Annotated in this window: 29 protein-coding genes and 1 pseudogene; 15 read left to right on the top strand and 15 right to left on the bottom strand. The window is 60.4% G+C overall.

Features of this window, described 5'->3' with window-relative positions; translation table 11 throughout:
* The first annotated feature begins 585 nt into the window (after positions 1-585).
* The 6 genes from BLQ55_RS12150 (at position 586) to BLQ55_RS12125 (ending at position 6,407) form a co-directional block, all read left to right on the top strand.
* Positions 586-2,334: an ABC transporter permease gene (locus BLQ55_RS12150; RefSeq protein ID WP_092196709.1), complete on the top strand. Its 1,749-nt coding sequence runs from the start codon at positions 586-588 to the stop codon at positions 2,332-2,334.
* A gap of 10 nt (positions 2,335-2,344) precedes the next feature.
* The gene (locus BLQ55_RS12145) at positions 2,345-3,649 is read left to right on the top strand and encodes an ABC transporter ATP-binding protein (RefSeq protein WP_092254005.1); all 1,305 of its coding nucleotides are present in this window, start codon (positions 2,345-2,347) and stop codon (positions 3,647-3,649) included.
* Between the two features lie 58 nt (positions 3,650-3,707).
* Positions 3,708-4,766 carry a sensor histidine kinase gene (locus BLQ55_RS12140; RefSeq protein WP_092254003.1) on the top strand — a complete coding sequence of 353 codons (1,059 nt, stop codon included), beginning with the start codon at positions 3,708-3,710 and terminating at the stop codon, positions 4,764-4,766.
* On the top strand, positions 4,753-5,391 hold the full coding sequence (locus tag BLQ55_RS12135) for a response regulator transcription factor (protein WP_092196719.1): 639 nt from the start codon (positions 4,753-4,755) through the stop codon (positions 5,389-5,391). Before BLQ55_RS12140 ends, BLQ55_RS12135 begins: the two co-directional genes overlap by 14 nt.
* Positions 5,392-5,466: 75 nt before the next feature.
* The gene (locus tag BLQ55_RS12130; protein WP_092196722.1) at positions 5,467-6,009 is read left to right on the top strand and encodes a hypothetical protein; all 543 of its coding nucleotides are present in this window, start codon (positions 5,467-5,469) and stop codon (positions 6,007-6,009) included.
* A complete protein-coding gene (locus tag BLQ55_RS12125; RefSeq protein WP_218130107.1) occupies positions 6,009-6,407 on the top strand; it encodes a hypothetical protein in 399 nt (132 codons plus the stop codon). The genes BLQ55_RS12130 and BLQ55_RS12125 overlap by 1 nt, the downstream gene beginning before the upstream one ends.
* Positions 6,408-6,460: 53 nt before the next feature.
* Here BLQ55_RS12125 and BLQ55_RS12120 read toward each other — a convergent pair whose 3' ends face one another.
* Positions 6,461-7,384 carry a DMT family transporter gene (locus tag BLQ55_RS12120; RefSeq protein WP_256326564.1) on the bottom strand — a complete coding sequence of 308 codons (924 nt, stop codon included), beginning with the start codon at positions 7,382-7,384 and terminating at the stop codon, positions 6,461-6,463.
* A 110-nt stretch (positions 7,385-7,494) separates the two neighbouring features.
* Between BLQ55_RS12120 and BLQ55_RS12115 the strand changes: the two genes are divergently transcribed.
* The 3 genes from BLQ55_RS12115 to BLQ55_RS12105 all read left to right on the top strand — a co-directional run bounded on the left by BLQ55_RS12115 (position 7,495) and on the right by BLQ55_RS12105 (position 9,591).
* Positions 7,495-8,361 carry a LysR family transcriptional regulator gene (locus BLQ55_RS12115; RefSeq protein WP_092254001.1) on the top strand — a complete coding sequence of 289 codons (867 nt, stop codon included), beginning with the start codon at positions 7,495-7,497 and terminating at the stop codon, positions 8,359-8,361.
* 352 nt (positions 8,362-8,713) lie between these two features.
* On the top strand, positions 8,714-9,214 hold the full coding sequence (locus BLQ55_RS12110; RefSeq protein WP_092253999.1) for an HIT family protein: 501 nt from the start codon (positions 8,714-8,716) through the stop codon (positions 9,212-9,214).
* Positions 9,211-9,591 (top strand): c-type cytochrome, encoded by a 381-nt coding sequence (locus BLQ55_RS12105; RefSeq protein WP_092253997.1) that lies wholly within the window; start codon positions 9,211-9,213, stop codon positions 9,589-9,591. Before BLQ55_RS12110 ends, BLQ55_RS12105 begins: the two co-directional genes overlap by 4 nt.
* Positions 9,592-9,680: 89 nt before the next feature.
* Here the strand turns inward: BLQ55_RS12105 and BLQ55_RS12100 are convergent, their stop codons facing one another.
* From BLQ55_RS12100 to BLQ55_RS12090, 3 genes are all read right to left on the bottom strand, one after another.
* Positions 9,681-10,304, bottom strand: coding sequence for a pyridoxamine 5'-phosphate oxidase family protein (locus BLQ55_RS12100; protein ID WP_092253996.1), 624 nt, complete (start codon positions 10,302-10,304; stop codon positions 9,681-9,683).
* Between the two features lie 35 nt (positions 10,305-10,339).
* A complete protein-coding gene (locus tag BLQ55_RS12095; protein WP_092253994.1) occupies positions 10,340-10,858 on the bottom strand; it encodes a GNAT family N-acetyltransferase in 519 nt (172 codons plus the stop codon).
* A 260-nt stretch (positions 10,859-11,118) separates the two neighbouring features.
* On the bottom strand, positions 11,119-12,078 hold the full coding sequence (locus BLQ55_RS12090; protein WP_092253992.1) for a hypothetical protein: 960 nt from the start codon (positions 12,076-12,078) through the stop codon (positions 11,119-11,121).
* Positions 12,079-12,417: 339 nt separating this feature from the next.
* Here BLQ55_RS12090 and BLQ55_RS12085 point away from each other — a divergent pair, with 339 nt between their 5' ends.
* Positions 12,418-12,690 (top strand): hypothetical protein, encoded by a 273-nt coding sequence (locus tag BLQ55_RS12085; protein ID WP_092253991.1) that lies wholly within the window; start codon positions 12,418-12,420, stop codon positions 12,688-12,690.
* Between the two features lie 359 nt (positions 12,691-13,049).
* Here the strand turns inward: BLQ55_RS12085 and BLQ55_RS12080 are convergent, their stop codons facing one another.
* Positions 13,050-14,069 (bottom strand): zinc-dependent alcohol dehydrogenase family protein, encoded by a 1,020-nt coding sequence (locus BLQ55_RS12080; RefSeq protein ID WP_092253989.1) that lies wholly within the window; start codon positions 14,067-14,069, stop codon positions 13,050-13,052.
* 90 nt (positions 14,070-14,159) lie between these two features.
* Between BLQ55_RS12080 and BLQ55_RS12075 the strand changes: the two genes are divergently transcribed.
* Positions 14,160-15,074, top strand: coding sequence for a LysR family transcriptional regulator (locus BLQ55_RS12075; protein WP_218130106.1), 915 nt, complete (start codon positions 14,160-14,162; stop codon positions 15,072-15,074).
* A 98-nt stretch (positions 15,075-15,172) separates the two neighbouring features.
* Here BLQ55_RS12075 and BLQ55_RS12070 read toward each other — a convergent pair whose 3' ends face one another.
* A complete protein-coding gene (locus BLQ55_RS12070; RefSeq protein WP_092196769.1) occupies positions 15,173-15,565 on the bottom strand; it encodes a RidA family protein in 393 nt (130 codons plus the stop codon).
* Positions 15,566-15,739: 174 nt separating this feature from the next.
* Positions 15,740-16,567, bottom strand: a complete 828-nt coding sequence (locus BLQ55_RS12065) for an SDR family oxidoreductase (RefSeq protein WP_092196772.1) — start codon at positions 16,565-16,567, stop codon at positions 15,740-15,742.
* A gap of 111 nt (positions 16,568-16,678) precedes the next feature.
* Here BLQ55_RS12065 and BLQ55_RS12060 point away from each other — a divergent pair, with 111 nt between their 5' ends.
* On the top strand, positions 16,679-17,602 hold the full coding sequence (locus tag BLQ55_RS12060) for a LysR family transcriptional regulator (RefSeq protein WP_092196775.1): 924 nt from the start codon (positions 16,679-16,681) through the stop codon (positions 17,600-17,602).
* Between the two features lie 54 nt (positions 17,603-17,656).
* Here the strand turns inward: BLQ55_RS12060 and mug are convergent, their stop codons facing one another.
* The 3 genes and pseudogenes from mug to BLQ55_RS12040 form a co-directional block, all read right to left on the bottom strand.
* Positions 17,657-18,169, bottom strand: coding sequence for a G/U mismatch-specific DNA glycosylase (gene mug, locus BLQ55_RS12055; protein WP_092253987.1), 513 nt, complete (start codon positions 18,167-18,169; stop codon positions 17,657-17,659).
* Positions 18,166-18,291 (bottom strand): annotated as a pseudogene (locus BLQ55_RS12050) (TetR/AcrR family transcriptional regulator); the annotation flags it as partial. The pseudogene BLQ55_RS12050 and the gene mug, both read right to left, overlap by 4 nt.
* A gap of 578 nt (positions 18,292-18,869) precedes the next feature.
* Entirely contained in the window at positions 18,870-21,269 is a 2,400-nt protein-coding gene (locus tag BLQ55_RS12040) for a TonB-dependent receptor (RefSeq protein ID WP_092253983.1), read from the bottom strand.
* On the opposite strand from BLQ55_RS12040, the gene BLQ55_RS32150 reads away from it, so the two are divergent.
* Positions 21,268-21,411 (top strand): hypothetical protein, encoded by a 144-nt coding sequence (locus BLQ55_RS32150; protein WP_176814203.1) that lies wholly within the window; start codon positions 21,268-21,270, stop codon positions 21,409-21,411. The two genes, BLQ55_RS12040 and BLQ55_RS32150, sit on opposite strands and share 2 nt — an antisense overlap.
* On the opposite strand, the gene BLQ55_RS12035 is transcribed toward BLQ55_RS32150, so the two are convergent.
* From BLQ55_RS12035 to BLQ55_RS12025, 3 genes are all read right to left on the bottom strand, one after another.
* Entirely contained in the window at positions 21,395-22,318 is a 924-nt protein-coding gene (locus BLQ55_RS12035) for a FecR family protein (RefSeq protein ID WP_092253981.1), read from the bottom strand. The two genes, BLQ55_RS32150 and BLQ55_RS12035, sit on opposite strands and share 17 nt — an antisense overlap.
* Positions 22,315-22,821, bottom strand: a complete 507-nt coding sequence (locus tag BLQ55_RS12030; protein WP_072406686.1) for an RNA polymerase sigma factor — start codon at positions 22,819-22,821, stop codon at positions 22,315-22,317. The genes BLQ55_RS12035 and BLQ55_RS12030 overlap by 4 nt, the downstream gene beginning before the upstream one ends.
* Before the next feature lie 148 nt (positions 22,822-22,969).
* Positions 22,970-23,761, bottom strand: coding sequence for an MmyB family transcriptional regulator (locus tag BLQ55_RS12025; RefSeq protein WP_092253979.1), 792 nt, complete (start codon positions 23,759-23,761; stop codon positions 22,970-22,972).
* A gap of 121 nt (positions 23,762-23,882) precedes the next feature.
* Between BLQ55_RS12025 and BLQ55_RS12020 the strand changes: the two genes are divergently transcribed.
* Positions 23,883-24,494, top strand: a complete 612-nt coding sequence (locus BLQ55_RS12020) for a glutathione S-transferase family protein (RefSeq protein WP_092196792.1) — start codon at positions 23,883-23,885, stop codon at positions 24,492-24,494.
* 337 nt (positions 24,495-24,831) lie between these two features.
* On the opposite strand, the gene BLQ55_RS12010 is transcribed toward BLQ55_RS12020, so the two are convergent.
* Together BLQ55_RS12010 and BLQ55_RS12005 are read right to left on the bottom strand one after the other, a co-directional pair.
* Positions 24,832-25,608: an SDR family oxidoreductase gene (locus tag BLQ55_RS12010; RefSeq protein ID WP_092196795.1), complete on the bottom strand. Its 777-nt coding sequence runs from the start codon at positions 25,606-25,608 to the stop codon at positions 24,832-24,834.
* The gene (locus BLQ55_RS12005; protein ID WP_092253977.1) at positions 25,602-25,796 is read right to left on the bottom strand and encodes a hypothetical protein; all 195 of its coding nucleotides are present in this window, start codon (positions 25,794-25,796) and stop codon (positions 25,602-25,604) included. The genes BLQ55_RS12010 and BLQ55_RS12005 overlap by 7 nt, the downstream gene beginning before the upstream one ends.
* A gap of 105 nt (positions 25,797-25,901) precedes the next feature.
* On the opposite strand from BLQ55_RS12005, the gene BLQ55_RS12000 reads away from it, so the two are divergent.
* Positions 25,902-26,810, top strand: a complete 909-nt coding sequence (locus BLQ55_RS12000; protein ID WP_092253975.1) for a LysR family transcriptional regulator — start codon at positions 25,902-25,904, stop codon at positions 26,808-26,810.
* The last annotated feature ends 20 nt before the right edge of the window (positions 26,811-26,830 follow it).

The raw sequence follows: 26,830 nt of genomic DNA, 5'->3' as shown, positions 1-26,830 counted from the left end.
AGCGGCGGACCATTCAACATGGATGCAAGCTGTACCACCGCTATCGCGAGCAAGCTCGCTCCCACAGTGGAGTTGTGGCGAGGAACAATCCCTCGTCACAGAAGCTTCAACCGCTTGTGCCTATACGGGCGAAATCGTCGCCAGCACGCCGATCAGAAGCGTCAGTGCCAAAAAACCACCTAGAAAAATCGCCATCTTCGCCATGAGCACTCCTGGACCAAAAAATTGCAGTACACGGGTAGCTCACTAGGCTAACCGCGTGGTTATTCTGGGGTCGGGCCCGGGTTCATTACAGAGGCACCTGGCGCAGGAAAATACGGATCAGACGAACGCCCCTCCACCCTCCTCGCACAATTTCAGTGGGCAACAAAAGATAAAGCCCTGCCGCAGAGTTCTCTCACCGAAGGGAACGGATATACCAACGTATATTTTCATGTCCCAAGTCAGCGTGGTCATCAACCCGGGCACCACTTAATCTTGCCGGGTACTTAACGCCCCCGCTCAAGTGCGCTTCAACTTCATGACTTCCAATGATCGCCAGTGTGGTCGCAGCCCTGATTTCCAAAGCTTAGATAGAGGTGATCCATGCGCCCTTCATTCCTTGCACCTGCATTGACGCCCTTCAAAAACAGAGAACAACTCCCTGCCCATTCCTGGCGCGCCGACATAGCGTCATTGGGCCTCCTGGTGCTCTTGGCTGCCTTTGTATTCCATGGCCTGGATCAGATGAACCAGCCCCTCGGCGTGCTGGATGCTTCGCCACTGTCCCTGGATCTGGTGCACCTGCCGGAATATGCCTTGCGCACCACGTTGCGCATGTTCATCGCCTTGTTTGTTTCATTGGTTTTTTCCCTGGTCATTGCCACCTTGGCAGCCAAAAGCCGCAAGGCGGCAATGGTGATCCTGCCGGCGTTGGATATTCTCCAATCCGTGCCGGTACTGGGCTTCCTGACCTTTACCGTTGTGTTCTTCATGGGACTGTTCCCGGGCAAGGAGACCGGCGTGGAGTGCGCGGCCATCTTCGCCATCTTCACCAGCCAAGTCTGGAACATGACCTTCAGTTTCTATCAGTCGCTGAGAACCGTGCCCAACGATCTCTATGACGTCAGCCGACAGTTCTCGTTTTCACCATGGCAACGTTTCGTCAGGTTGGAGCTACCGTTCGCCACGCCGGGCCTGGTGTGGAACATGATGATGTCGATGTCCGGCGGCTGGTTTTTCGTCGTCGCGTCCGAAGCCATTACCGTCGGCGACACCACCGTCAGCCTGCCGGGCATCGGTTCATGGCTGGCGCTGGCGATCGAGCAGCAAAACATCGCCGCGATCGCTTGGGCGGTGCTGGCCATGGTTGGGGTGATCATTGCCTATGACCTGCTGTTTTTCCGGCCGATTGTCGCCTGGGCGGACAAATTCCGCTTTGAACAGACCGCCTCCCAGAAACGCCCACGGTCCAGGGTCTATGACCTGCTGCGCTCGACTCGCCTGGTGCCCTTGGTGCTGCTGGCGCTGGGCAGCCTCAAGGCGTCGTTGTTTCTGGAAAAGATCCCGCGGCTGCCGTCCATCCGCTTCAGGACCAGCGCCCGCGTCAGCCGCGCCGCCGACCTGGCTTGGCTCGCCCTCGTCGCCGCGGCCTGCATCGCCGGCATCCTGTACTTGTCGCGTTTCATTGGCAGCACGTTGGGCTGGGACGACGTCGCCAGTACCTTCGGCCTGGGCCTGGCCACCCTGTTGCGAGTCAGCGTGCTCATCGTGCTGGCCAGCGTAGTGTGGGTGCCCATCGGCGTCTGGATCGGCTTGAACCCGCGCTGGGCCGAACGCTTGCAACCCGTCGCGCAATTGCTGGCGGCCTTCCCCGCCAACGTACTGTTTCCGTTTGCGGTGATCGCCATCGTCGCCCTGAAACTCGACCCCGATGTCTGGCTCTCGCCGCTGATGATCCTGGGCACCCAGTGGTACATCCTGTTCAACGTGATTGCCGGTGCCAGCGCCCTGCCGACGGATTTGCGCGAGGCGGCGCGCAGCTTCCACGTGCGCGGCTGGCAGTGGTGGCGCCAGGTCGCGCTGCCGGGCGTCTTCCCTCATTACATCACCGGCGCCCTCACGGCAGCGGGTGGCTCATGGAACGCCAGCATCGTCGCCGAGGCGGTGTCCTGGGGCGACCAGCATCTGTATGCGTCCGGCTTGGGTGCCTTTATCGCCCAGGCCACCACGGCCGGGGATCTGCATCGGGTGGCGCTGGGCGTCGTGGTCATGTCGATTTTCGTGGTCGGTTTCAACCGGTTGCTGTGGCGCCCGCTGTACGGTTTCGCCGAACGTCGGCTTCGAATTGATTGAGGGCAATCTCATGCAAGTGATAGACAAACGCTGCCTGGTGGATGTGCAGCAAGTCGGCCATGTCTACGGCACGGGCGGCGGTGCCGAGCGCCGGGTCCTGGACAATGTCTGCATGCGCCTGGACGAAGGCGAAATCGTCGGCCTGCTGGGGCGTTCGGGCTCCGGCAAATCGACCTTGCTGCGCTCCATCGCCGGCCTGATTTCGCCCACCACAGGGGTGGTGGATTTTCCGCCCAATGCCCAAGGACTGGCGAGTTCGGTGCGCATGGTGTTCCAGAGCTTCGCCCTGTTCCCCTGGCTGACGGTACTGCAAAACGTCGAGATCGGCCTCGAAGCCTTGGGCGTGGCGGCGCCTGAGCGACGTCGGCGGGCGCTGGCCGCCATCGATATGATCGGCCTCGACGGCTTCGAAAGCGCCTTCCCCAAGGAACTGTCGGGCGGCATGCGCCAGCGCGTCGGCCTGGCCCGCGCACTGGTGGTCAACCCGGATGTGTTGTTGATGGACGAGCCGTTTTCCGCCCTGGACGTATTGACCGCCGAAACACTGCGCACCGATCTGCTGGAGTTGTGGCGTGAGGGGCGCATGCCGATCAGGTCGATCCTGATGGTCACCCATAACATCGAAGAAGCCGTGCTGATGTGTGACCGGATACTGATTTTTTCCTCCAACCCGGGGCGGGTCATGAGTGAGATCGCCGTGGACCTCAGCCAGCCGCGCAATCGCGCCGACCCGGCGTTCCAAGCCCTGGTCGAACACATTTACGTGCAGATGGCCGGCGGCGCGAATGTCGGCTCCGCACGTCAGGAGACCTTTGCAGGCAGCGGAGTGGGCATGGTCCTGCCGTCGATTTCCAGCAATGCCCTGGCCGGGCTGATCGAAGCGGTGCAGGATCAGCCGTTTGCCGGCCAAGCGGATCTGCGCGAGCTCGCCGACGCATTGCGCTACACCGCCAGTGATCTTTTGCCGGTCGCCGAGGTGTTGCAGCTCCTGCGCCTGGCCGACCTGCAGGATGGCCACATCACCCTCCTGCCGGCCGGGCTGCGCTACGCCGAGTCAGCGGTGGATGAGCGCAAACACCTGTTTGCCCGGCACCTGCTTAAATATGTGCCGTTGGTGGGGCATGTGCGCCGGGTGCTGGACGACCGCCCCACCCGCACCGCACCGGCCAGGCGTTTCCGTGACCAACTGGAAGATTTCATGTCCGAGCACGACGCCGCCATTACGCTGGACTGTGTCACGCAGTGGGGGCGCTACGCCGAGTTGTTCGCCTATGACGAAGTGGCCGATCAGTTCAGCCTGGACAATCCATCCTGAGGTGCTGCGGTATAAACTGCGTGGATCGGTCGTTGGAGCAATGCGCGATGGACATTCAATGAGAAGAACCCAGTTGACCCTGCGCCTGCTGCTCCTGCTGGGGTTGGCCCTCGGCATCGCGGCGATCGATACGGTCACCGACCTGGAAATCGCGGTCGGGGTCTTCCAGATCGTGGTGGTGCTGATCGCGGTGAGAATCCTGCCGGCACGCGCCGTGGCAGGGGTAGCGCTGATCTGCATGGTCCTGACGATCCTGAGTTATCGGCTGACGCGTTTTGGCGACACGGAGGCCGGTCTGATCAACGTGCTCATCAGCCTCGCGGCCATCGCCGGCACGACGTACCTGGCCCTGCGGCTCTCGGCCGCCGTGCGCACGGTACACCAGACCCGTGCCCACCTGGCGCACATCGCCCGCATCAACATGCTCGGCGAACTCGCCGCCTCGATCGCCCACGAAGTCAACCAGCCCCTGGCTGCCGTGGCCGCCAGCGGCGGTGCCTGCCTGCGCTGGATGGCGACCGAGCCGCCCAACCTGCCCAAGGCCCGGCAGGCGGTGGAGCGGATCATCGCCGACACCCACCGGGCCAGCGACATCATCGCTCGGTTGCGCGGTATGGCCCGGCATCAAGCACCGACGAAGCAGTGGCTGAACGTGGCCGACACGGTCCATGCCGCGTTGCGCTTGATGACGGGCGAGCTGAACGAGCAGAACATCACTGTGCAGGTGCAGGTCCAGGACGGACTGCCGCCGATGCTGGCGGACGAAGTGCAGATCCAGCAAGTGATCCTGAACCTGGCGATGAACGCGCTCGACGCCATGCGTCAGGTTGACGTCGACCAGCGGATTCTGCAGTTTCAGGTGACGCTCGAATCGCCTGGGCAACTGCTCTTTTCGGTATCCGACCAGGGCAATGGCTTGCCGGCCAGCGACCGCGAACGGGTGTTCGACGCTTTCTACAGCACCAAGCAGGACGGCATGGGGATGGGGTTGGCCATCAGTCGCTCGATCATCGAGGCCCATGACGGACGACTCTGGGCCACCAGCCATTCGCCGTCAGGTTCGACGTTTCACTTCACCCTGCCCGCCGTCACAAGGGAATCCGATGAGCCAGACTGACATGCATGACCAGGCCGACTCGAGGGTCTTCATCGTCGACGACGACCCTTCGGTGCGGGCCTCCCTGCAAGACCTGCTGGCCTCCGTGGGCCTGACGAGCATGGCCTTCGGCTCGGCCCGTGAATTCATGGATGCCGAACGGCCGGACGTCCCGGCGTGCCTGATCCTCGACGTGCGCATGCCGGGCCTGAGTGGGCTGGATTTCCAGCAGGAAATGGCGCGTTTGAATATCCAAGTCCCGGTGGTGTTCATCACCGCCCATGGCGACATTCCCATGTCGGTCAAAGCCATGAAGGCCGGGGCGCTGGAGTTCCTGACCAAGCCATTCCGCGAACAGGACCTGCTCGATGCAATCACCCTGGGCCTGAACCGCGACCAGGAACGGCGCAAGGCCGCGGCGAGTGTCAACGCATTGAAACGTCGGCATGACGCGTTGACTGACGGCGAGCGCGAGGTGATGGACCTGGTCGTGTCAGGGCTGTTGAACAAGCAGGTGGCCGCCCGACTGGGTTTGAGCGAGGTGACCGTGAAGGTGCGGCGCGGGTCGTTGATGCGCAAGATGAATGCGGACTCGTTGGCAACGCTGGTGAAGATGTCGGAAAAACTCAAGGAAGCAGATCGCTAGCGGCCCATGATCACGGCTATCATTGCCGTTCGCCCTGTTGACGGGCGATGTCGCTGCCCCCTCAAGGACTCAGGTATGAACCTTCTGCCGTCACGCTCCACCCTCTTCGTCTCCAGCCTTTTGCTCAGCTCGCTGTGCTTCGCCGAAGGCGAGCCAACCGACGGCAGCCTCATCAAGGACTCGACCAAGGCAGCCGTCTCAAGCTTCATTACCGCTGGCAAGAACCTGTTGGGCGGCGTCAGCGAAGGTGTGCTCGATGGCCGTGAGTCGGTGCAGGGCACCGACGGCGCCGCGATCGTTGCCTCCGGCGAACAAATGAAAGACCGCATCGCCATCGAGGTGCTGAAGCTGGAGCCCAGCGACGAAAACATCAGCGTCACCCTCGGCTTCAAAAACAGCACCGACACCCAACTGCGCCTGATCAACCTCGGCCAGACGGGCGTGCTGCTGGCCATTGACCAAGCAGGTTACGCCAACCGCCTCACCGGCCTGGACAACCCGGATGAAGTCACCATCCCGCCGAAAACCGCCGTGCGCCAGAAGTTCGTGTTTGAAGGCATGAACGAGCCGGTCAGCACCGTACGGGTGTGGGGGCAGGATTACTCGGTCAAAAAATAATGCGGCAACGTATCCGGATGACAGGCCTGGTTCTCGCCATGTGCACGCTTGCGGCCTGCGAGTACGCTTCAGAGCCGGACCCGCTGAAAACCGCCCTGCTCGACGCACCACCCGAACTCGTCTTCAAGGGCCCGCTTGCGGGGCAGTCTGTTCACCTGGTTGTTCACGATTGCGCGGTTTACAAGATCGAGGGCCAGTCAGCGAAAGACATAGCCTGGACCGTGGTGCTGGAAACCGAGCCCTACCCTTTTTTCACCCGTTGCGCGCGGCAGTCGCTGAGCAAGGGAGAGGATGGGGTGACGGTTGAGCTGGGGAAAATGGCGTTTGGGGCTGGTGGGTGCTGTGCCACAGGGGGAACCTACCGCACGACCGATGGACGCGGATGGAAAAAGTTGTAGGCGTAACTGCGCCGCTACAACGTCCAACCTCATTACCTCCCTCCACGACAGCATCAGCTGGCTTTTGCCCCATTACCCGGCCCAACACTCAACGCCAGCACGCTCATCAACACAATCACCGCCCCCACAATCACCATCATCGACGGGCGCTCGGCCAACACCAAAGAAGCCATCGACATCGCCGTGGGCGGTATCAGGTAAAGCGCCATGGAAGCGCGGCTCACGTTGCTGTGCGCCAGCACGTAGGCCCAAGCAAGGTACGCCAGCGCGCTGGGAAAAATACCGAGAACCAACACCGCCAGGTTCACCGAAGCCGAAGCCTGTCGTGCCGCGCTCAACATGCCCGGCGCGAAAATGAACAACACGAGCGTGCCCGACCAGACGGTGTAACAAACCAGGGTCAAACCGTCGTAGCGATGGGTATGGCGCTTCTGCAAAGCGAAATACACACTCCAGGACAGCGCCGCCAGCAGAATCAATAGCCCACGGGCGTCCATGTCACCCAAGCCTCGATCCCCCGTGACGACTATGGCAGCGCCAAGCAAGCCGCACAGGACACAGCCCCATTGCCAAGCGCCAACTCTTTCCTTGAAGACAGAATGCGCCAGCAACGTACTGAACAGAGGGGTGGACTGGGCCAGGACACTGGCCGCCCCAGCGCTGACGCCCCGCTGACCGTAATTGAGGGCGATGTGGTGCAGACTCACGGCAAAGAAACCCAACACCGCCAGCAACGGCCAATCCCCGAGACGCGGCCAGGAAATACCCTTCGCCATCGCAACGACGGCCATGAACACTGAAGCGATGAGAAACCGCACCAATGCCAGCTGACCCGGTTCGTAGGCCTGCAAGCCGATGCGAATACCAATCGGCGAATAGGCCCAGCAAAGAATCACGAACATCATCGCCAGGATCACTTTCACGCGGGGTCTGCTGGGGCTCTTCAAGCCGCCAAACGGCATACAACGGGTTTCCATTCAGAGTTCCTGCGCACTGAGCGCCTGGGCTATTACGCCGCAGTATCAAAAACCACCAACCCTCAATACAAGTGACTTAAACTCAGCCAACCATTCACTTTGGGTGAGTTATGGAACTGTCCCAACTGCGCATGCTCAAGACCGTCTGCGACACAGGCAGCATCGCCCGCGCCGCCGAAGTGCTGCACTGCGTGCCGTCCAACATCACGGCACGGCTCAAATCCTTGGAGCGGGAGTTGGGCACACCGTTGTTTTTTCGTGAAGGTCGCGGCTTGCGGGTCAGCCCAGCGGGCGAGGTGTTCCTGGGATACGCGACAAAAATCCTCGGCCTGACGGAAGAAGCCCGCCGCGCGATCAACCCCAGCCACACGCCAAGCGGACCGCTACGCATAGGCGCCATCGAATCCAGCGCCACGGGGCGCCTGCCGCAGTTGTTGGCCAAATACCACGCGCAGTATCCTCAGGTGTCGCTGGAGCTGAGCACGGGGACTTGGGCACAGTTGCTGGACGATACCCAGCACCACCGGCTCGACGGTGTGATCGTGGCGGTGGATGCGGAACGGCCGGGGCTCAAGCGCGCCGTGATGTACCGCGAAGACCTGATGCTCATCGCCTCCGAATCCCACGGCCCCTTGCGCAACGCCGCCGACCTGCAAGGCAAGGCCATCTTCATGTGGCCCCCGGGCTGTCCGTACCGCCTTGCCCTGGAGCAGTGGTTGCTGCGCCATGACCAAGTGCAACCGATCATCAGCATCGCCAGTTATGGCGCCATTGTCGGCTGCGTCAGTGCCGGAGCCGGCGTCTCGCTGGTGCCTCGCGGGATCTATGAGCAATACCGCCAGGGGGCTGGCTGGACAGGGTATGAACTCCCTGAACTGACGGGCATCGATAACCTTTTCTACTGGCATGAAAACGCTGGCCGGCATCCTGCCAGGGAAGCGTTTTTGACGATGTTGAAGACAGAGTTCGAAGGGTAGTTGCAACCTCGCCACAAAAGCCATTGGATTGGCGGGTATCCCACTGACCATTCTTGTGGCGAGGGGATTTATCCCCGTTGGGGCGCGAAGCGGCCCTAAAAGCTGACACCTCGGTCCACCGACCGACACAAACCCCATGGCGAGGGAGCTTGCTCCCGCTGGACTGCGAAGCAGTCCTGAAAACCTGTGTACCAAGCCAAATCTCAGGGTTTGTTCGAAGGGCCGCTTCGCGGCCAGCGGAAGCAAGCTCCCTCGCCACAGGTTCTCATCAATCTTGCCTGTCAGCGCACGGCTGAAAAATGTTACATAGTTGAAGGATCGGTCCTAACCGCACTACGACAGGGAGTCAGCTTTGGAACCAGCACCACCGTTTATCCTCCATGAAACGAACCATTGGACAGTCAACCATCACTTGGCGTCTGCCCTGCCCGGCTACCTCATGCTCGGCGCCAAAGCTCACGTGAACTCATTGGCCCAATTGCCCGCGTCGGCGTTAGCGGAGCTGGGTGGCCTGATGGCACACATCCAGAGCGTCCTTGAAACACAGCTCAAACCCAAATGGCTTTACATCAGCCGATTCGGCCACGATCCCCGCTACCCGATCCACTTCCATTTCATCCCGGTGTACGACTGGGTCGAGGCGTTATTTTGGAAAGATACGCGGTACAGGCTGCTGGAGAGCTTTGGGAATCAAGGGGATGCCCAGACATTGACCGACGGTGCGGAGCTGACGTTGTTCATTTGGCGGGAGTTTGGGGAGAGCACAACGCCGCCAACCATTCAGGGGCCGTCAATTGAGCAAGTGATTAAAAGATTGCGTCAGTCATTCAACTCAGTTGTACCGGTCACATGAACATCAAAACATCATCCGTCGCTCTACTCGGCATATTGTCATTCATACAAGCGTCAGCGTCTTTCGCGGACAACGCCAATGGGAAAACGCTCTATCTTCAGCGATGCGCCGTATGCCATGGCGCGGACATCAAGGGAACAGGGCCGTTGGCCAGGAAAAGCAACCCGCCAACCCCTGACCTTACGACACCCGCCTTCAAGAAACGACTGACCGATTACCCGGGTGTGATTGTCTCTTCAATCATACTTCGCCCAAATGGAAACCTGATTCCAAGGACCTTGCAGGAAAATGGCGTGAAGATCCCGCCGCACCCTTGGAACGTCAAGGACCTGCGTGATCTCCATCAATACATGAGTGACGTCATTTCAAATAAATGATCTTACGGGGAACTGCGCCTCGGCTTATCGACAACAACTGCAATACCAAGGCTTCTCGGGACTGGGTATTGAAGTGTTCTATAACATCGTCAGTAAAGCGTATTGGCAACACGCTCCGGCAGAGCCTTGTCATAAGCGTCGCCATCGACCTGCGAGGGGCAAATGCGTTTGAACACCTCGCCCGCCGTAGGCAGTGCACTGCGCTCGATCTGCCGCTTCACGTCCCACAATCCCGCCCTGACCACTGCCCTGCTGCACTGGAAATAAACACTGGTTACGGTGACTTCCAGAACGGTTCGAGGGAGTTGCCCTTTTACTGCGAAGCGGGACAACAGGGCTGGCTCGACGGATATCCTGGCCGTGCCATTCACGCGCAGGGTTTCCCCCACGCCGGGCACAAGGAAAAGCAGCGCGACCCGGGGATCCTCGACGATATTTCGCAGCGAATCGATACGGTTGTTACCGCGGCGGTCGGGCAGATACAGCGTCTTGCTGTCGTGGACATGAACGAACCCCGGCGCGTCGCCCCTCGGAGACGCATCCAGCCCTCCGGGGCCTGAGGAAGCGAGGATCACAAAGGATGCAGCCTCGATGAAGGGCTGGTAAACCGGATGGATATGGTCGACTTCCTTGAGGATCGAGGGTGCTGCGACGGGGCCGTAGAGGCTTTCCAGCGCTTGCGTCGTGGTGATATAGGCGCTGTCCCGTTCCATGCTTGTCTCCGTTGCAGATGCTAAAAAAATCGTATTCAAGTGACTGACCAGACCATTGCACAGCGGCTGCCCGGAGCATATCCACGTTGGTATTCGGCATTCAATATGGTCGCCAGTCGCGGTTCCAGGTCTTGGGTGGCTTTAGCCTGGAAACCCATGCTGGCATAAAACGGGGCGTTCCAGGGCACGTCGATGAATGTCGTGAGGGTGATCAAACCCAGTCCGTTGGAGCGGGCATAGTCCTGCGCAACCTCTATCAGCCGCCGCCCCAAGCCCTGGCCCTGCCAGGACAGTGCGACAGACACCTCATGGATATGAAGAGCCTCACCGTAGCGCTCGGCACTGAGAAATCCTTGTGGCCTGCTTTCGTCATCGAGGGCAACCCAGCACGTCGATAACGCAATGAGCTGGCGATGTCGCTCGACGGACATCGGCGGCGACTGTGCCACCCAGCTCAGCTCATCAATGCTGCGGAACGCAAGGACGGCGGACGCCTCGATGGCGAACAGGTGTTGTGCGTCGTCCGCCATTGCAACCCGAACAGTCACAGGCATGGATACCCCCTCGGTTGTGTGAATCGACTGACCCGATCAAGAACCTGGCAGGCCGCGCCCATTCGATGGCGCCGCCTGCGCAAGCATCAGCGCAATACCCCCTATGGTCAATGAGCCTCCCTCATCAGCTCGGCCACCGCTTTCTCCAGAAAACCCAGGCAGCGTTCATTCAACCAAGTGCCCTCGGCGAGGCCGGGTTCTGCCAATTCACTCACTCGAAGCAACATCGTTCCCAACTCCTATTTCCTTAGACGCAGCCCTTAAGGCTTGGCATTCATGCGCCCCTGGATCGCCACGCGCAGGCAACCCCAGGCAATAAAGCCGACGATCACGCCCTCGGCGATACCCACCAGCAAATTGAAGGAAAAGCTCAGCGGCTGCTCGGCCCAGTAGAACGTCGTCGAGCCCGTTCGAAAACCACTGACGCGCAGCCGTCCGGTAAAAATGGCCGGCACCAAGGTCATGACGTTAGTCAGTTCCAGTACCGCAAAGAAGGCGCCCAATAGCGTGAGCAAGGCACGTGCAGGCACGCCCAATTTCTCGGTCGGCTCAGGCGCAGCAGCGTCGCCCTTTTCCCGGCGCTGACGGGCTGCCCTTACTGCCTTGCCGCTGGTAGGGGCCGGAGTTGGCCTATAGGGCGCCTTCACAACCGGCGCCGCCCCCTCGACGACCTCGGTGGGCAGCGCCACGCCCAGATAGTCGGCCAGCTCCCGCAGCCACACGTCCGTGCGTTGACTGCCCGGCACCACCGGAACGTTGTCGGTGGTCAGGCGCTGCGCGGTGCCATCGCGCAGTATCAACCACAGCTGGGTGCGAGCTCGCCCAGCCTGAGGGAGGCGGCGCAGTTCGAGGGATTTGGCAGCCTCGATCCGGAAGGCCGATTGCACACGCTCGCGGCGCCCGAAAAAGTTACGGGTCAGGCGCTTGCCTTCGCCGTCGACCCGCGACAACACCAACGTCTCGTGGACGCCGGTGTACACCACCAGCAGCAGGCCAAGGGCAGGAATCAGCAGCCACAGCAACATCATCAATAGAGCGGACAGTGGATCCACCTCCGCCATCAACGAGGCCCCATCAACCATCAAAAACACGGCGAACGCCATCGGCAAGATAAAGGCCAACGCCCCTATCACCCACACGACCAAGCTCTGCACCACGTTGCGCGAATGGATGTGCAGGTCCCCCTGCGCGGTGCGCTCGAACCGATGTCCTATCAACATGCATGTCTCCTGTTGCGTTGCTTTGCAGACTGTTCGAGGGGCCGGGATGACGATTGGAACGCCTCGGGCCGGGATGGTGTTTCAGAGGCGCAGGATACCGGATGTCGCGGTCTCGGGGTTGGGGTGGGTTTTCTTCGGTATGAGTAATTGTTCCTACAGAAATGGATAAAGTCGGTTCGTTTCCTCGGAGAGTTCTCATCATTCCTACGAAGGCCTCGGAATCTCTCACCTTGTTCGTCTTGGGGGCGCAAATCTATAGTTCTTTCCGTCGCCAACCATGGTGATCAGGTTTGGCGACCTGCGGATCGGATAAGTCCTCTAACCAAACGGAGCAATCCCATGCAGAGATACATCCCCATCACCGGCATCGACTGCACCCCCGCCTCCTTACTCATCGATACCGAAGCCCCGCTAGATGTCCTACACGCGACAGCCGACTACCGCATTCGTGTGGTGACCCAGGTACTGGAGAACATCGCGTTTCGTTCCGAGGTTGCCAGCGATACGGTTGTGCTTTCGGACTTCGCACAGCTTTTGGTGATTCCTTTGCGTGACAGCTGTGATTTGCTGGAGGTGGTTGGTCGGCGGCTTCAGGCGCAGGTAGAAAACTGATGGCGTTACGGGCGCTTACGGCGCCCGTTTTCATGTTTGGCATTTACAGGTCGTGGCTGGCGGATATGTAACGTAGGGGAAAAGAGGACACCCATTAGCCGGTCTCAAGTCAAGGTTAAAAGCCAAATCGCCCTGCAGCGTTTAACTGCTGGGGTCCCCCTTATCCCAACCTGCCTGGTTGAACCCGTCGTACCCGTTTTCTCATAAATGGCTACGACCGAGTCGTGCCTGACATCCATATGGATCAAGCGATAGCGATAAACTTGTACCGCCCTGGCATTGAACTGCCACAGAGAAACGTTGGTGCCGCCAGATTTATTATCAGAAAAATAAGTCTGTCCCATTTTTTCCATGGTTCGTCACGCTACATCAATGACGATTTTGCCGAACGCCCCACGGTCCAAGTGATCGAAGGCGGCCAGGGCGTCGACCATGGCGTAACGAACATCTATGACAGGCTTCAAGCCGATCCGGTCGACAGCGCGTATCAGATTTTCCAGGGCGTGCCGGCTGCCGGTGCCGATCCCATGGACAGTGACGTCCTTGAGCATCAGCGGCATGGCCGGTGCGCTGAGGTCGAAGCCGTCGAGTGCGCCGATCTGGCAGATGTGCGCCCCCACGGCAGCCACCTGGACCGACTTGCCGAGATGGTTGCCGCCCACCACTTCCAGGATATGGTCCGCACCGCGATCTGCGGTCATGTTGTACACGGCTTCTACCCAGTCATCGCGCTGGCGGTCCACATAATGGTCGGCGCCGAGCGCGCGGGCGCGCGCTTCGTTGTCGGCACGGCCCGAGACAATGACGGTGGCGCCATGCGCCTTGGCGATTTGCAGGCCGAACAAAGCAACTCCACCGGTGCTGGTAATGAGCACCGTATCGCCGGCGCGTACACGGGCACGTTCCACCAGGGCGAACCAAGCGGTCAGGCCTGCGACCGGGAGGGTGGCGGCCTCGGAATGGTTCAGCGTTGCCGGCGCCAGAACCAGCCATGCTTCAGGCATCACGACATATTCGGCCAACACACCTGGGTAGTAGCCGCCCAGGGTGCGGTAGGCAGGCGTACGCGCATTGCCTGGACGCAGACCATCGATCCAATCCGGAGTGAATACCGAGATGACGCGCGCACCCGTGCTGAACCGAGTGGCGCCAGGCCCCAGCGCGATCACTTCACCCGAAAGGTCTGAACATGGTGTGAACGGGAAGCCGAGTGAAAGACCGCGACCGCTCTCAACAACCATTTTGTCGCGGTAATTCAACGCGACAGCGCGCACCTTGACCAGTACCTCACCAGCTTGCGGAACCGGTACGGGTACCGTACGCATCGTCAGCCGTTCACCAATTGCATCGATTTCCCAGCGCTGCATCGTGTTTGTCATAACCATTCCTCTGAAGAAGACCCTCAGTCTGGCAGCGTCGATTGCTGTGTTTAATACTCTATAATCGGGATGTGTTGTTGAGCAGAGCGCATGAATATGAAGGGAGCAGAATTTGCCGAACTCTCGGCGTTTGTCGCCGTCGCGACGGAGCGCAGTTTCCGCCGGGCCGCGGATAAACTCGGCGTGTCGCCATCGGCAATCAGCCATACCATTGCCGCCCTTGAGCAGCGTCTGGGCGCACGCCTGCTCAACCGCACGACGCGTAGTGTGGCACCCACCGAAGCTGGCCTTGCCCTGGTCGAGCGCCTGCGTTTTGTGATGGCCGAAATGGATGAGGCAGTGCGTGCTGTCGCGGCATCGCAGGACGCTCCGAAGGGTTTGGTGCGGATCAACCTCCCCCGGATTGCGGCTCAGTTGCTGATCATCCCGCGCTTGGCGGCGTTCTTTCTGGCCTATCCGGATGTGCGGATCGAACTCGTCATCGATGACAGCATCACGGACGTGATCGCGCGGGGATTCGATGCGGGAATCCGGTCCGGCGACCTGGTTCACCAGGATATGGTGGCGATCAGGATGACACCAGACCTGCGCATGGCCGTGGTTGGCGCGCCGGCATATCTCGCCACGCGGGCCATGCCCGCGACGCCGGACGACCTGCGCGACCACGCCTGCCTGACGTACCGCTGGAGCGACACGGGCGCTTTGTATCGCTGGCGTTTCACAGGACCTGGAGGAGAGGTCGATGTCGATGTGGTCAGCGTGATGATGGCGAACGACACCGACATGTTGCTGGCGGCGGCGTTGCAAGGAGCGGGGCTGGCATTCGTCCCCGAGAGTTACGTGGCAGCCCACCTGCAAAGTGGTGAGCTGGTGCGGATGCTCGATGCTTGGTGCAGACCGTTTGGCGGGTTTTACCTCTACTACCCCAACCGGGCACACATGCCGGCGCCCTTGCGCGCTTTCATCGATTTCTTTAAGCCGGAGCTGCCATCTATAACGATTTAAAGCAGATTGCCATTTACCCACTGGGCTAAACGCTTCGTCACGCAGCATAGATGGAACACCCATCCAAGATTTGTATATTCAGGTGCCCATCAGAAAAATTATCGCTCTACGGCGACGCATTTGATCTCCACGAGAAGGCCGGGGCGAGCCAGTTCACTGACACCTATGCATGTCCATGCACATGTGCCCCGAGGAAAGACTTGATCTTTCACCCGTCTGAAAATTGGCATGTGGCGATGCATATCGACGTGATAAGTGGTCATTTCTACGACATCTGCAAATTCGCAGCCGCCGGTTTCCAAGACGAGCCGGAGATTTTCCCATGCTGCCAGAAACTGCAGCTCGGGGTCTTCGATAACTGATAAGTCCGGCGTCCGGCCTACCTGACCAGCACAGTAAAGAGTTTTTCCTACCTTTACAGCCGGTGCATAACCAGCATGCTCGAAGAGCAATCTCATGCCATCTGGAACAATGATCTGACGATCAGTCATGGTTGTGGAAGCTCAAAATATGAACGGATACGGAAGCTAACCCAGGTTCCAGAGCGGCGTCCACTCGGGTCGCTACGCATTAATCAATCAAATCTGACAGGTGCGATAAAGCAGAAAAGTGGGATAGATTTATTATCAGAAAAATATATCCACCCCCTTTTTCCTGAACGGAACTCACTCGATCTCGGTACTCATTGCAATTCCCTTGTACTGCTCCAGCTCAGCCAGTCGCTGGCTCAGCGCTGCGTGGACACGCCCATAAGCACCGCTGCCTAACAGCAGACGTTTTGGTGCCGGTTCGGCTTCGGCGATCCCCAGCATGGCTTTGGCCATTTTCTGCGGATCTCCTGTCAGGGGGAAAGCACCACTGGCGATCGCTCTACGCACCTCGCCGGCAGGCGTCTGTTCGTATTCCGCCATCACCGGAGGGCGGACCAAGGCCGCGGCAAAGTTCGTACGAGTCGGGCCTGGCTCTACAAGGGTGAACTGAATGCCGAAGGGTGCAACCTCCTGCGCGACTGATTCGACAAAACCCTCGATGCCCCACTTGCTGGCGTGGTAAAGGCTGAAGTTTGGATAAGCCAGTTGGCCGCCCTCCGACGATACTTGCAGAATTCGACCGCCCCCTTGCCGACGGAGAAAAGGCAGGCAAGCGCGAATCAACTGGATTGAGCCGACCAGATTAGTTTGCAATTGCTGATCGATTTGTTCGTCACGGCATTCCTCGGCGGCGCCGAATAATGCGTATCCTGCGTTGCTGACCACGACGTCAATGCGTTCCAGTTCAGTGAATGCACGGCTAACGACATTCCGAATGGCGGATGCATCGTTCACATCCAGTGCCGCTGTCCACAGCCGTTCGCCGTAGCGCTCTTTCAAGTGACTGAGTGCTTGAGGTTCACGCAACGTAGCCGCCACGCGATCCCCTCGTTCCAGCAATTGCTCAACTACCGCCAAGCCAATGCCGGACGAGCTGCCAGTGACTAACCAGGTTTTATTCATCGGTATGTTCTCCTCTGAGCGAGCCGGGCTGGCTTGCGAGGGTCTAACGCTACGCGCCTTGGACTGCTGCTACTATCGAGCAGAATGAGGATGACCTGGTGAAAAATAGCCATGAATGAATTCCCCCTGTCGCTCACTGATGTACGGGCGTTGGCGCTGATCGTTGGTCACCGAAGCTTCCGCAAAGCGGCGGATGAGCTGGGTTTGTCCGCGTCCACGCTGAGCCATTTGATGAGAACCCTCGAGGCAAGGCTCGGGGTTCGTTTGCTCAATCGCACAACACGCAGCGTCGCTCCGACGGCAGCGGGGGAACGCCTACTGAGCCGGTTGAGCCCGGTGTTGCGAGAGTTTGCGCTGGCTGTAGATGAAGTTAATCAGTATCGGGATCTTCCAAGCGGCACCCTGCGCATCAATACAAGCGATCAGGCTGCCCGCGTTTTGATGGAGTGCGCCCTGCCGACATTCCTGCAACGTTTCCCGCAGATGTCGGTCGATCTCGTCACCGATGGTCGCCTGGTTGATGTCGTTGCCAACGGCTTCGACGCGGGCATCCGCTTGGGTGAGTCGATACCTCAAGACATGATCGCCGTCCCGATAGGCCCGGATATTCGGTTTGTAACCGTCGCTTCCCCGGACTACCTCAAGACTCATTCATACCCATTGACCCCGGATGATCTGCTTCGACATCAGTGCATCGGCATCCGAATGCCGAGTGGTAAACCTTATCGATGGGAGTTTGAAAAGCATGGGCAGTCATTGGTCATCGATCCCAAAGGACAGCTGACCCTCGATAACCCGGAAATCATGGCCGACGCCGCCATTTCCGGACTCGGCATCGCCTACGTGCCAGAGCGCGTAGCCTCGCGATCTTTGGCTGACGGGCGACTTGTGAAGGTCCTGGAAGACTGGTGCCCGCCAATTCCAGGATTGTTTTTATATTACCCGGGACATCGCCATATCCCCTCTGGGTTGCAGGCATTCATCGAAGTCCTGAGGGAATGCACCGCAGCCAATCTTGAAAATAATGAGGCCTAGGACTTTCCGCCATTACCTTGTCCGCGCCGAGGGCATGGCGGACATGTTCAGCGCTTACGTGATTGCGCTCGACGCCCGCTGAAGCTGCTGATACGCCGTCACCAGTTGCGCTTGATTGAACGCCAGATTGCGACCGCTGGGGTTGGGCAGGATCCATACCTTAGCGCCCCCGAGCGTCTCCTTTTGCAATCCCCACTCAATCGACTTCTTGCCGGATAACCCGGCATACGCAGCCTTGCCGAGAAGCGCCACGAAGCGCGGCGCGTAACGGGCGATCTTGCGTTCGAAGCTGGCGGCGGCTGCGGTGAATTCCTCGGCAGACAGTTGATCCGCACTCGCCGTCGGCCGTTCGACCACGGCGGTCAGGCCGCAGTGAAATTGCAGGATCGAGCGGTCGTCTTGCGGGCGCACTTCGTGGGGAGTGAAGCCGGCCTGGTGCAACGTGCGCCAGAAGCGGTTGCTGCGTCCGGCAAAGTGATGCCCCTGCTCTGCCGCCAATAACCCCGGATTGATCCCGCAGAACACCACGGACAAGCCTTCCGTGAGGATGTCCTCAAGCCCGTTCAACCGCAGATCACCTTCACCGCATCGCGCGCCTGCCCTGCCAATTCTTCGCGGGATTTACCGGCGCGGGCACGGATCGAGATGCTGTGCAGCAGCGATGACGCAAGCATGGCCCGCGCCGCCGGGGTGAAGCTGGGGACAGACCACGATTTTGAATTCACCTGTGATCGACCTGTTCCATAATCGTGATCTGCCTCATTTTTGTTACTTAGCCATCCGCTAAGCAAGCACGAACTGCCTCAACGCTGCCATCATCGCAATGACCAAAACGGCTAGCCCAATCGCAGACGTCCATTGGGCTGAAGGGCTTACGGAGAACCAGGAGCCTTTAACGGGATATTTCCCCAGGGTCAGGGCTTTCATCAAAGGCCAGCCGATAGGGAAGCAAATTGCTTGGAAAATAAATTCAGCCAGTACATCCAATGGCTCACCTCACAGAGCAGATCCCGCTGAATGACCAGCCTTGAAGCGCAATCATGTGGCTCCAACCTAGCGGTGGCAAGGGGAAGCCGATGGGGCAAACGATATCGAGCAAACGACTTGCATATCAGTTGATATCTGGCGGAATCACACTCGGTGACTTGGTTGAACGCTTACGCAATAACTACAGAGGCCACAAATGCAGCCTCTCGGAGCGCCTGGCAAAGCCGCCTTTAGCATGATCACACAACTCGCGAAGGCGCCTCTTTAATCGTGAGCAACCTCAGAAATCAACAGTAGCCGACACCTTCAGCGTGCGTGGCGCACCTTGGGTCAGGTAACCACCGTTGGCCGAGGCCCAGTAGTTCTCGTCGGCGACGTTTTCCAGCATCGCGTTGAAGGTCAGCGCGCGGCCCTCCATTTTCGTGCGATAGCGCGCGCCCAGGTCGACGCGGGTCCAGGCGGGGATGCTGTAGTCGTTGGCGCTGTCAACGAACTGGCCGCCGGTGCGCAGTAGCAGGCCGTTCAGGCTCACCCCGGGCAAGCCGGGCACATCCCAGTCGGCGCCCAGATTGAACTGGAATTTCGGCACACCCACTGCCTGGTTGCCATCGTCGCGACCGCCGGCGGTGCCGCTAAGTTCGGCTTTGGTCCAGGTGGCGCCGCTCAGCAGGCGCAGGCCGTCCAGCGGCTCACCGAACAGGCTCAGTTCCACGCCGCGATTGCGCTGCTCGGCATCCACCCGGTAGTAGCCATCGCCGCCGAGCACGCCCTGGGGCTGCTCGATGCGGAACAGGCTGAGGCTGCCGCCGAAGGTGCCCCAGTCGAGCTTGGCGCCTATCTCGGTCTGCTTGGAGCGATAGGGTGCGAACATCTCGCCGTTGTTGAGTGCGGCGGCCGGCGCGGTCGGGCCCTGCTGCAGAGACTCGACGCGGTTGGCATAGAGCGACAGGTACTCGGTGGGCTTGATCACCAGGCCATAGGCCGGCGTGGTGATACTTTCCTGATAGCTGGAGGTGCGGGCACCGCTGGCCGCGCTCCAGGCGTCGGCGCCGATGGACTGGCGGCGCAGGCCCAGGGTCAGCAGCACGCGGTCGTCGAGCACGCCCAGGGTGTCGGACACCGCCAGGCTACGGTTCTGCACCTTGGCGGTGGTGTCCGGGTCGTGGATGTCGCCGGAGACGCTGGTGGCCGGCGGCTCGGCGACAGGCTGGCCCTGATACAGATTGCCGAAGCCGCGACTGCCCGCCGCGGTGGTCTCGAACGCGTTGCGCTTCTCCTGCCAGATACCGTTGGCGGCCAGGTTGATGCTGTGGCTGACCGGCCCGGTGGCGAGTGCGCCGCGCAGCCCGGTGACGGCGCTCAGGGTTTCCTGATCCAGCGGCGAATAGAGGCGGCCGATACGGGCGTCGCCATTCGCGCCGTAGACGTAGTTGGAGGCGTAGACACCGTTCTCCCGCGTGTATTTGCCGCCTGCGCTCAGGTAGGCGGTCCATGTGGGCGACAGGTCGTACTCGGCGCTGAACATGCCATAGGTGTCTTCGAGCTGCGACCAGCTCCAGGGTTGCGCGTAGTTGTGGTCGGAGTCGGGTGCCGACGGCGTCTTGCCGTTGAGTGTGCTGGTAGGCCCCGTCGTGGTGAGGTAGACCACCGAGCGCCCCTCATTGACTCGTTGCTTCTGGTAACCGAGGTCCGCGGACAGGCGCAGACGGTCACCGCGGTAGTCCAGACCGAGGGTGGCCAGGCTGAAGCGCGACTGCTCATCGTCCACCGCGGTCTCGCCCTCGCGCTGGGCCAGGTTCACCCGCACGCCGAAACGGTTGTCCTCGCCGAAGCGCTGGCCCAGGTCGAGGTGCCCGCCCACTCGGCTGTCGCTGGCGTAGTCCAGGGTGGCGCTGCGCGTGGGGGTGTCTTCGGCACGCTTGGAGACCACGTTGATCGCCCCGCCGACACCGCTGCCCGACGGCGACACGCCATTGACGAAGGCGTTGGCCCCCTTGAACACCTCGACCCGTTCGACCGACTCCGTGGAGATGATCTGGCGCGGCAGAATGCCGTACAGCCCGTTGAAGGCAATGTCGTCGCTGAACAGCTGGAACCCGCGCACGACGAACACCTGGGAGAAGTTGCCGAAGCCGAACGACTGACGCACGCCCGGATCGCTGGCCAGCACATCGGCCAGGGTCTGCGCCTGGCGCTTCTCAATCAGTTCGGAGGTGTAGCTGGAGAAGGCGAAGGGCACATCTTGCATGTCCTGATTGCCCAGTACGCCGATGCGGGCACCCCGCGCCGCCTCCCCGCCGGCGTACTCGGCCGGCAGGTCGACACGGCCTTCGGCGAGCCCGCTGATGGTGGTCGGGCCCAGCTCCAACACGCCCTGCTCGGGCAGTCGCACCAGGGTGATGGTGCCGTCGTTGCCGGTCTGAAAGGTCAGGCCGCTGCCCTCCAACAACCGCTGCAGGCCGTCGACCACCGAATAGTCGCCCTTGAGCGCCGGCACCATGGCGCTGCCACGGGTCAGACCAGCGTCATAGAGCAGCCGCACATCGGCCTGCTCGGCGAAATCGGTGAGCGCCCCGTCGAGCCGCTGGGCAGGCACGTCGAGCTGGACGGCTTGCGCCTGTGCGGCGGCAATGGCCAGGGGGAGAACGGCTAGCGCCGCGAGGAAGGAGGTCGACCGCATGCTGATGTCCTTGGCTTTCAATACGAAGAAGTCGCATTTGCAGGAACGGAAGACGAAGGCGGCGATGATTTCTGAACCATCGCCGCCTAAATATTTTCTTTTTTTTGAAGGGACAGGCGTGGGCCTCAGCGGCGCGATGTGACCAGGATCAACCCCGGCAGACGCACCAGACGCACAGGCAAGGTGGTTTCCACAGCGCTCAACACCGCCTGTGGGTCGTCAAGGGCGAACACGCCGGTCACCTGTAGCCGGCGAGCGGCTTCGTCGGCAAACAGCACCCGCGCAGACTGGCTGCGCTCAAGCTCGGCGAACACTTGCACCAGCGGCCGGTCGCGGAACACCAGCTTGCCGCGCTGCCAGCCCAAGCGCTGGCGCCCATCCAATGCCTGCGGCGCCTGCAGCGCCCCGCCGCGCCACTGCACCTGCTGCCCGCCGACCACCGGCAGCGGTTCGCGCCCCTCGCTGGAAGCCAACACGCGGCCCTCGCTTACCGCGAGGTCGACACCGCCCTCCTCCAGACGCACATCGAAGCGCGTGCCGGTGACGCGAATGCGCGCCTCGCCGGCCCTGACAATGAACGGCCGGGCCGGGTCATGGGCGACCTGGAAATCCGCCTCGCCGCGGTACAGCCTGACCTCGCGGCGACCGTCGACAAACTGCCAGTCCAGCGCCGAATCGCCGTTGAGGGTCAACAGCGAACCATCGGCCAGACGCACCTCGCGCACCTCGCCCGGCTGGGTGCTGATGTCGGCATACAGGCCAATCCAGGTGCCGCGCGGTAGCCACAGGGCGAGCAACAGCATCGCGGCGCAGGCCAGTGGAGCCGTCCACTGTCGACGACGCAGCACGCGCACCTGAGGCTGCTCGGCCGGACGTTCTATCTGGCCGAGCAACGACCACAGCCCTTCCACCTCACGCAACGCCTGCTCGTGTTCGGGCGCCGCCTGGCGCCAGGCCTGCGCAGCAGCGCGATCGGCAGCGGTGGCGCGGCCAGAATGCAGCAGCACCTGCCATTGCCGGGCCTGATCGAGAAGCGAAGGATGAGTCACGGCTGCGGGTCCATCTGCTGCTGGCAGTGTTCGAGGGCCTTCAGGATATAGCGTCCGGCCATGCTTTCCGAGACACCCAGGCGCTCGCCGATCTCACGCTGGGTCAGCCCGTCCAGGCGATTCCACAACAACGCCTGGCGCAGGTGCGGTGGCAAATCCTGGACCACGCGCTGCAGTCGCTCCAGGCGCTGGGCGTCGCTTGCCGCTCGCTCCGGACCCGGCTGGGCACTGACCAATTCGATGGATATCTCCTCCTCGACGGGGCGGGATTTTTGCTGACGGCGGTAGTCGATGATCAGGTTGCGTGCGATGCGATAGAGGAACGCACGAAGATTGCCGATCTCTTGCCCGGACTCGCGTCGGCGAAAGCGCAACCACGTCTCCTGGCGCAGGTCGGCCGCCAGTTCTGCGCACTTCACCTGCCGTGTGAGGAAGCGCAGCAGTTCACTCGAATGGCTCTCGAACTGGCCGTCGGTGGAATGAGGATCGGATGGCCTGGACACGCAAGCGACTCAAGCGAGAAGGAGTCGCGAGAATATATCAAATGATAATGACTTTCAATTACTGAGGGCTTGCGGCATTTCCTCCCCCTTTAATGGGGGTAAAAACGCCAACCCGGCCATTCCCGAGATCCGTTCGGTACATTCCGCTCTAGGCTACTTTTTCATCGTAGAAGGCGATGCGAAGTCCGGGCCTGTCCTTGGAGACAAGGATATTGATGCGATAGCTTCGCCAGCGGCCCTGTGCATCACGCAGCGTAATGTCCGTATCGCCGATGGGGAGGATTTCGGGATCATCCCACCATTGCATCGTTTGCGGGACGGCTTGAAGAACCTCGTTGAGGATGGACTTTAGAATCGGGCTCTTCCCTCCCGTCAGATAGTCGTGGCGCGCCTTGAGCAGGACAAACCTCGCGGCGAACTGCCAGTCTTGAATCTTCCGTCGGTAGTGGTCGGAAAAGAAAACGATGCGGATCATGTTCGGTCGCGGCAATGCGAAGTCTTCAAACAGGAGCCTTGCCGCTTCGTTATGGGCCAGTACGTCCCAAGAGCTGTCCATTATGTAGGCAGCTTGATCGAGAGCATTGATCATCCTTACGAGCGACTGAGGAAGCTCGGCACTTTCAGCCCCCTCCGCAAATGTCTCACGGCCAGCCAGTGCAAAAAGGTGCTCCCGTTCGGCTCGGTCGAGCCGAAGCCCTCGCACCAATCGCTGGAGGAAGTCGTCCGATACCGCGATGTCGCGTCCCTGCTCGAACCAGGTGTACCAGGTCAAGCCGACACCCGCCAACGCGGCGACTTCTTCACGACGCAGGCCCTTGGTTCGACGACGGCGCCCCTGTGGCAGGCCAAGCGATTCTGGAGAAGTGCGCTCGCGACATTGGCGGATGAAGTCCGCAAGCGCCTGTCTGGCCGGCACGCGCGTTAATCGATCAGATGTCACTTCACACCTCGTAAAGCATCACTTTAGTAACAGCATAAATGCCCCATTGTAACAGGATATATTGCGGGTAATCTCTGGGACACGAAGTGATCGAAATGCCAAACTCGGGAGGTTGGATCGTATGCTTCTCTACCAATTTCAAAAAGGCACGAATCCGCGGCGCGTTATCATCTACCTGAGCGAAAAGGGAATTGACGTTCCGCGATATGAACTTGATTACGCCAGCGCAGAGCACAAGTCGCGCGAATACCTCGCAATCAACCCCAGCGGACGAGCCCCGACACTTCTCACGGATGAGGGTGTGCCGATCACCGACTCCGCCGCCATCGTCGAGTATCTGGAGGAGCTGTATCCCGACACGCCAATGATTGGGACGGACGCCATTTCTCGATCAAAGATACGGTCGCTTGAACGCCTGGGCACCGATCTGGTAGTCCGATCTCAACTTTGGCTGTGGAACGTGACCCAATCTTTTCCTGCCAAGGAGCCGTCCCCGTCACCGGAAGTCGCTGAAAAGCTCTTTGGCTACGTCACCGAAATACTGGATGTCCTGGAGACGACGATCGGAGATAACGAGTTCCTGGCAGGAGACAGGCCTTCGATCGTGGATTGCACGGTATTTTCAATTTTTCAAACATGCCGGGAGAGATTCGACCACCCCTTCGGCTCCGCACATCCGCGCCTTGACGCCTGGTACAAGAAGTTTCGCCAGCGGCCGAGCGCCGACTACTGAGAGGCCAGTGATTTGAACACGCCCAAAGCCATGAACCGCGACTCAAAGAGACTGGAGACAAGCGACGGCCCCGTCTTCGCTCCGATCAGACCTTCCAGAATCAGAATGGCAATCGTCATGACTGTATTTGTTTACCCCATCGTGACGCTCCTGCTCTACGTATTGAATCCACTGGCCCAAGACTGGGCTGTGTGGCATCGAACACTGGTTCTAACACCGATCACCGTAAGCCTCATTGTCTTTATCGTGAGCCCGTTGATAACAAAACACTTTGACTGGTTCCTGCGTCCTCGCTCAGCACCGGGATGCATCGTAATGTCTCGGCCGAAACAACCGACTAGGCCGTCGGCACCGTTCCGCCATCGATCACAAACTCACTTCCCGTGATAGATGAAGCTCGCGGCGAAGCCAGAAAGCCAATCAGGTCGGCCACCTCTGATGGGGTCGAGGGGCGCCCGAGCGGGATGCCTCCCAGGGCTTGCATGATGATCTGCTTGCCGCCTTGATAGTCAGTACCGGCTTCCTGCGCGAGTCGCTCGGCCAAGGCGACCGAGGCTTCGGTTTCCACCCAGCCCGGCGAAACCCGGACAACACGGACGCCCTTGGGCGAAACCTCTTTCGATAGGCTCTTGCTGTAAGTCGAAAGCGCAGCCTTGGCCGCTGCGTAGGCTGTCGTAGCTTCCGGCAGCGGCAGCCGACTCTGGATGGAGGTCACGTGGAGGATGACCCCTTCCTTTCGCTCCAGCATATCCGGTAGCAAGGCGCGATCCAGGCGCACGGCCGGAAACAGATTCAGATTGAGTTCACGTTGCCACTGCTCTTCGTCCAGTGCCGCGAAGCCGCCGCCGGGTGCCGAGGAACCACCCAGGACGTGGACGATGATGTCCACACTGCCCAATCGCTGCCTGGTCGCGGCGACGACCGCATCACAGCCTTCCCGGGTCGAAAGATCGGCCTGGACCAAGAGATTATCCGGCAGCGTACCGCTTGCCTTCCGAGCGGAGGTAAGCACCTGCGCGCCCTCCGCCAGGAACAGCTCGACTACGGCCTTCCCGACGCCTTTGGTGCCTCCGGTGACGAGGACTCGCTTACCACTCAAGCCAAGGTTCAGCATGGCGTGATCTCCAGAGCACCTATTCGATCGCCCTCCAGAGTGAAGAGGTGACTCAGAATGCCCTCATGCGTCTGGTTTTCATCGAACACCGTGGCCTGTGGGCAGAAGCAGCTCGCAAGCTGTGATACGTCGCCGCCATTGCTGATATTGAAGTACGTCTCAACGACGTCGGGAAGCTGAAGGCTCATTGGCCGGTCTCCTGGATGGATTGCTGGGAGCGATCTTGCTACCTGACCGATAGTTTGCTCAACTGGGATAAACTTTATGGCCTATCCCAAAATCCAGGATAATTCATGTCAGATACTCGTCTAGGCCTGAGCGAGCTGGACGCTGTCCTAGCGGTTGCCCGCAGGGCTTCGTTCCGACAAGCCGCCATCGATCTCAATGTCTCGACCACCGCGTTAAGCAGCACCATCGCCAAGCTGGAAGCGAGCCTCGAAACGCGGTTGTTCAATCGTACGACGCGTAGCGTGGCCGTCACCGAAGCGGGCAGGATCTTTCTGGAGCAGGTGGGGCCGGCCCTGCAGGATTTGCGTACTGCGCTCGACTCGGTGCGATCTCACAATGCCGGTCCTTCGGGCACGCTGCGCATCAATGCGTTCGCCAGCGCTGCTCGAGCAGCACTGCTGCCGCTGATGATGGAATTCCTGCGGCATCATCCGAAGGTACACATCGACCTTGTCACCGAAGGCCGCCTGGTGGATATCGTCGCTGACGGCTTCGATTTCGGCGTCCGTTCCGCGAGCCTCGTACCGAGCGATATGATCGTGATCCCCCTCGGCCTGCCGCAACGGTATGCCGTGGTCGGTACACCGGCGTACTTCGAGCAATACGGCAGGCCACGGACGCCGCCTGATCTGCTCAACCATCGGTGCCTGCGTGTTCGTTTGCCGAATGGGGCGATTTTTCCTTGGCATTTCGAGCGCGATGGGGAAGTGACCAGGCTCGATGTGAGCGGCCCGCTCACGCTCGATGAGCCGAGCGTCGTCAAGGCAGTGGTGCAGGAAAGCATGGGGCTCGGCTTTTTCATGGAGCAGGACGTTCAGGATGAAATCGAGGCCGGCCAGTTCGAGCGAGTGTTGGAAGATTGGACACCGCCCAGGGACAAGCTTTGCCTGTACTACCCGAACCGCCGCAACCCCTCTGCCGCGGTCAAGGCATTCATCGCCCTGGCCCGCGCCAATCCGTCCGTCCAAGAATGATCGATCTGCCGCGCCTTGGC

This window comes from Pseudomonas sp. NFACC13-1 (genome assembly GCF_900104425.1).
Classification (GTDB): Bacteria; Pseudomonadota; Gammaproteobacteria; order Pseudomonadales; family Pseudomonadaceae; genus Aquipseudomonas; species Aquipseudomonas fluorescens_AA.
Note: the sequence above shows the minus strand (reverse complement) of the source record. Positions and strands in the feature narration are given on the sequence as shown.

Excerpts from the sequence above, each read along its gene's own strand:
- BLQ55_RS12140 (WP_092254003.1), top strand. The coding sequence starts at position 3,708 with ATGAGAAGAACCCAGTTGACCCTGCGCCTGCTGCTCCTGCTGGGGTTG.
- BLQ55_RS12005 (WP_092253977.1), bottom strand. The coding sequence starts at position 25,796 with ATGAGCCTTCAGCTTCCCGACGTCGTTGAGACGTACTTCAATATCAGC.
- BLQ55_RS12130 (WP_092196722.1), top strand. The coding sequence starts at position 5,467 with ATGAACCTTCTGCCGTCACGCTCCACCCTCTTCGTCTCCAGCCTTTTG.
- BLQ55_RS32150 (WP_176814203.1), top strand. The coding sequence starts at position 21,268 with ATGCTGATGTCCTTGGCTTTCAATACGAAGAAGTCGCATTTGCAGGAA.
- BLQ55_RS12105 (WP_092253997.1), top strand. The coding sequence starts at position 9,211 with ATGAACATCAAAACATCATCCGTCGCTCTACTCGGCATATTGTCATTC.
- BLQ55_RS12040 (WP_092253983.1), bottom strand. The coding sequence starts at position 21,269 with ATGCGGTCGACCTCCTTCCTCGCGGCGCTAGCCGTTCTCCCCCTGGCC.
- BLQ55_RS12115 (WP_092254001.1), top strand. The coding sequence starts at position 7,495 with ATGGAACTGTCCCAACTGCGCATGCTCAAGACCGTCTGCGACACAGGC.
- BLQ55_RS12060 (WP_092196775.1), top strand. The coding sequence starts at position 16,679 with ATGAATGAATTCCCCCTGTCGCTCACTGATGTACGGGCGTTGGCGCTG.
- BLQ55_RS12120 (WP_256326564.1), bottom strand. The coding sequence starts at position 7,384 with ATGGAAACCCGTTGTATGCCGTTTGGCGGCTTGAAGAGCCCCAGCAGA.
- BLQ55_RS12150 (WP_092196709.1), top strand. The coding sequence starts at position 586 with ATGCGCCCTTCATTCCTTGCACCTGCATTGACGCCCTTCAAAAACAGA.
- BLQ55_RS12070 (WP_092196769.1), bottom strand. The coding sequence starts at position 15,565 with ATGACTGATCGTCAGATCATTGTTCCAGATGGCATGAGATTGCTCTTC.
- BLQ55_RS12010 (WP_092196795.1), bottom strand. The coding sequence starts at position 25,608 with ATGCTGAACCTTGGCTTGAGTGGTAAGCGAGTCCTCGTCACCGGAGGC.
- BLQ55_RS12020 (WP_092196792.1), top strand. The coding sequence starts at position 23,883 with ATGCTTCTCTACCAATTTCAAAAAGGCACGAATCCGCGGCGCGTTATC.
- BLQ55_RS12080 (WP_092253989.1), bottom strand. The coding sequence starts at position 14,069 with ATGACAAACACGATGCAGCGCTGGGAAATCGATGCAATTGGTGAACGG.
- BLQ55_RS12075 (WP_218130106.1), top strand. The coding sequence starts at position 14,160 with ATGAATATGAAGGGAGCAGAATTTGCCGAACTCTCGGCGTTTGTCGCC.
- BLQ55_RS12085 (WP_092253991.1), top strand. The coding sequence starts at position 12,418 with ATGCAGAGATACATCCCCATCACCGGCATCGACTGCACCCCCGCCTCC.
- BLQ55_RS12000 (WP_092253975.1), top strand. The coding sequence starts at position 25,902 with ATGTCAGATACTCGTCTAGGCCTGAGCGAGCTGGACGCTGTCCTAGCG.
- BLQ55_RS12135 (WP_092196719.1), top strand. The coding sequence starts at position 4,753 with ATGAGCCAGACTGACATGCATGACCAGGCCGACTCGAGGGTCTTCATC.
- BLQ55_RS12145 (WP_092254005.1), top strand. The coding sequence starts at position 2,345 with ATGCAAGTGATAGACAAACGCTGCCTGGTGGATGTGCAGCAAGTCGGC.
- BLQ55_RS12095 (WP_092253994.1), bottom strand. The coding sequence starts at position 10,858 with ATGCCTGTGACTGTTCGGGTTGCAATGGCGGACGACGCACAACACCTG.
- BLQ55_RS12090 (WP_092253992.1), bottom strand. The coding sequence starts at position 12,078 with ATGTTGATAGGACATCGGTTCGAGCGCACCGCGCAGGGGGACCTGCAC.
- BLQ55_RS12125 (WP_218130107.1), top strand. The coding sequence starts at position 6,009 with ATGCGGCAACGTATCCGGATGACAGGCCTGGTTCTCGCCATGTGCACG.
- BLQ55_RS12100 (WP_092253996.1), bottom strand. The coding sequence starts at position 10,304 with ATGGAACGGGACAGCGCCTATATCACCACGACGCAAGCGCTGGAAAGC.
- BLQ55_RS12065 (WP_092196772.1), bottom strand. The coding sequence starts at position 16,567 with ATGAATAAAACCTGGTTAGTCACTGGCAGCTCGTCCGGCATTGGCTTG.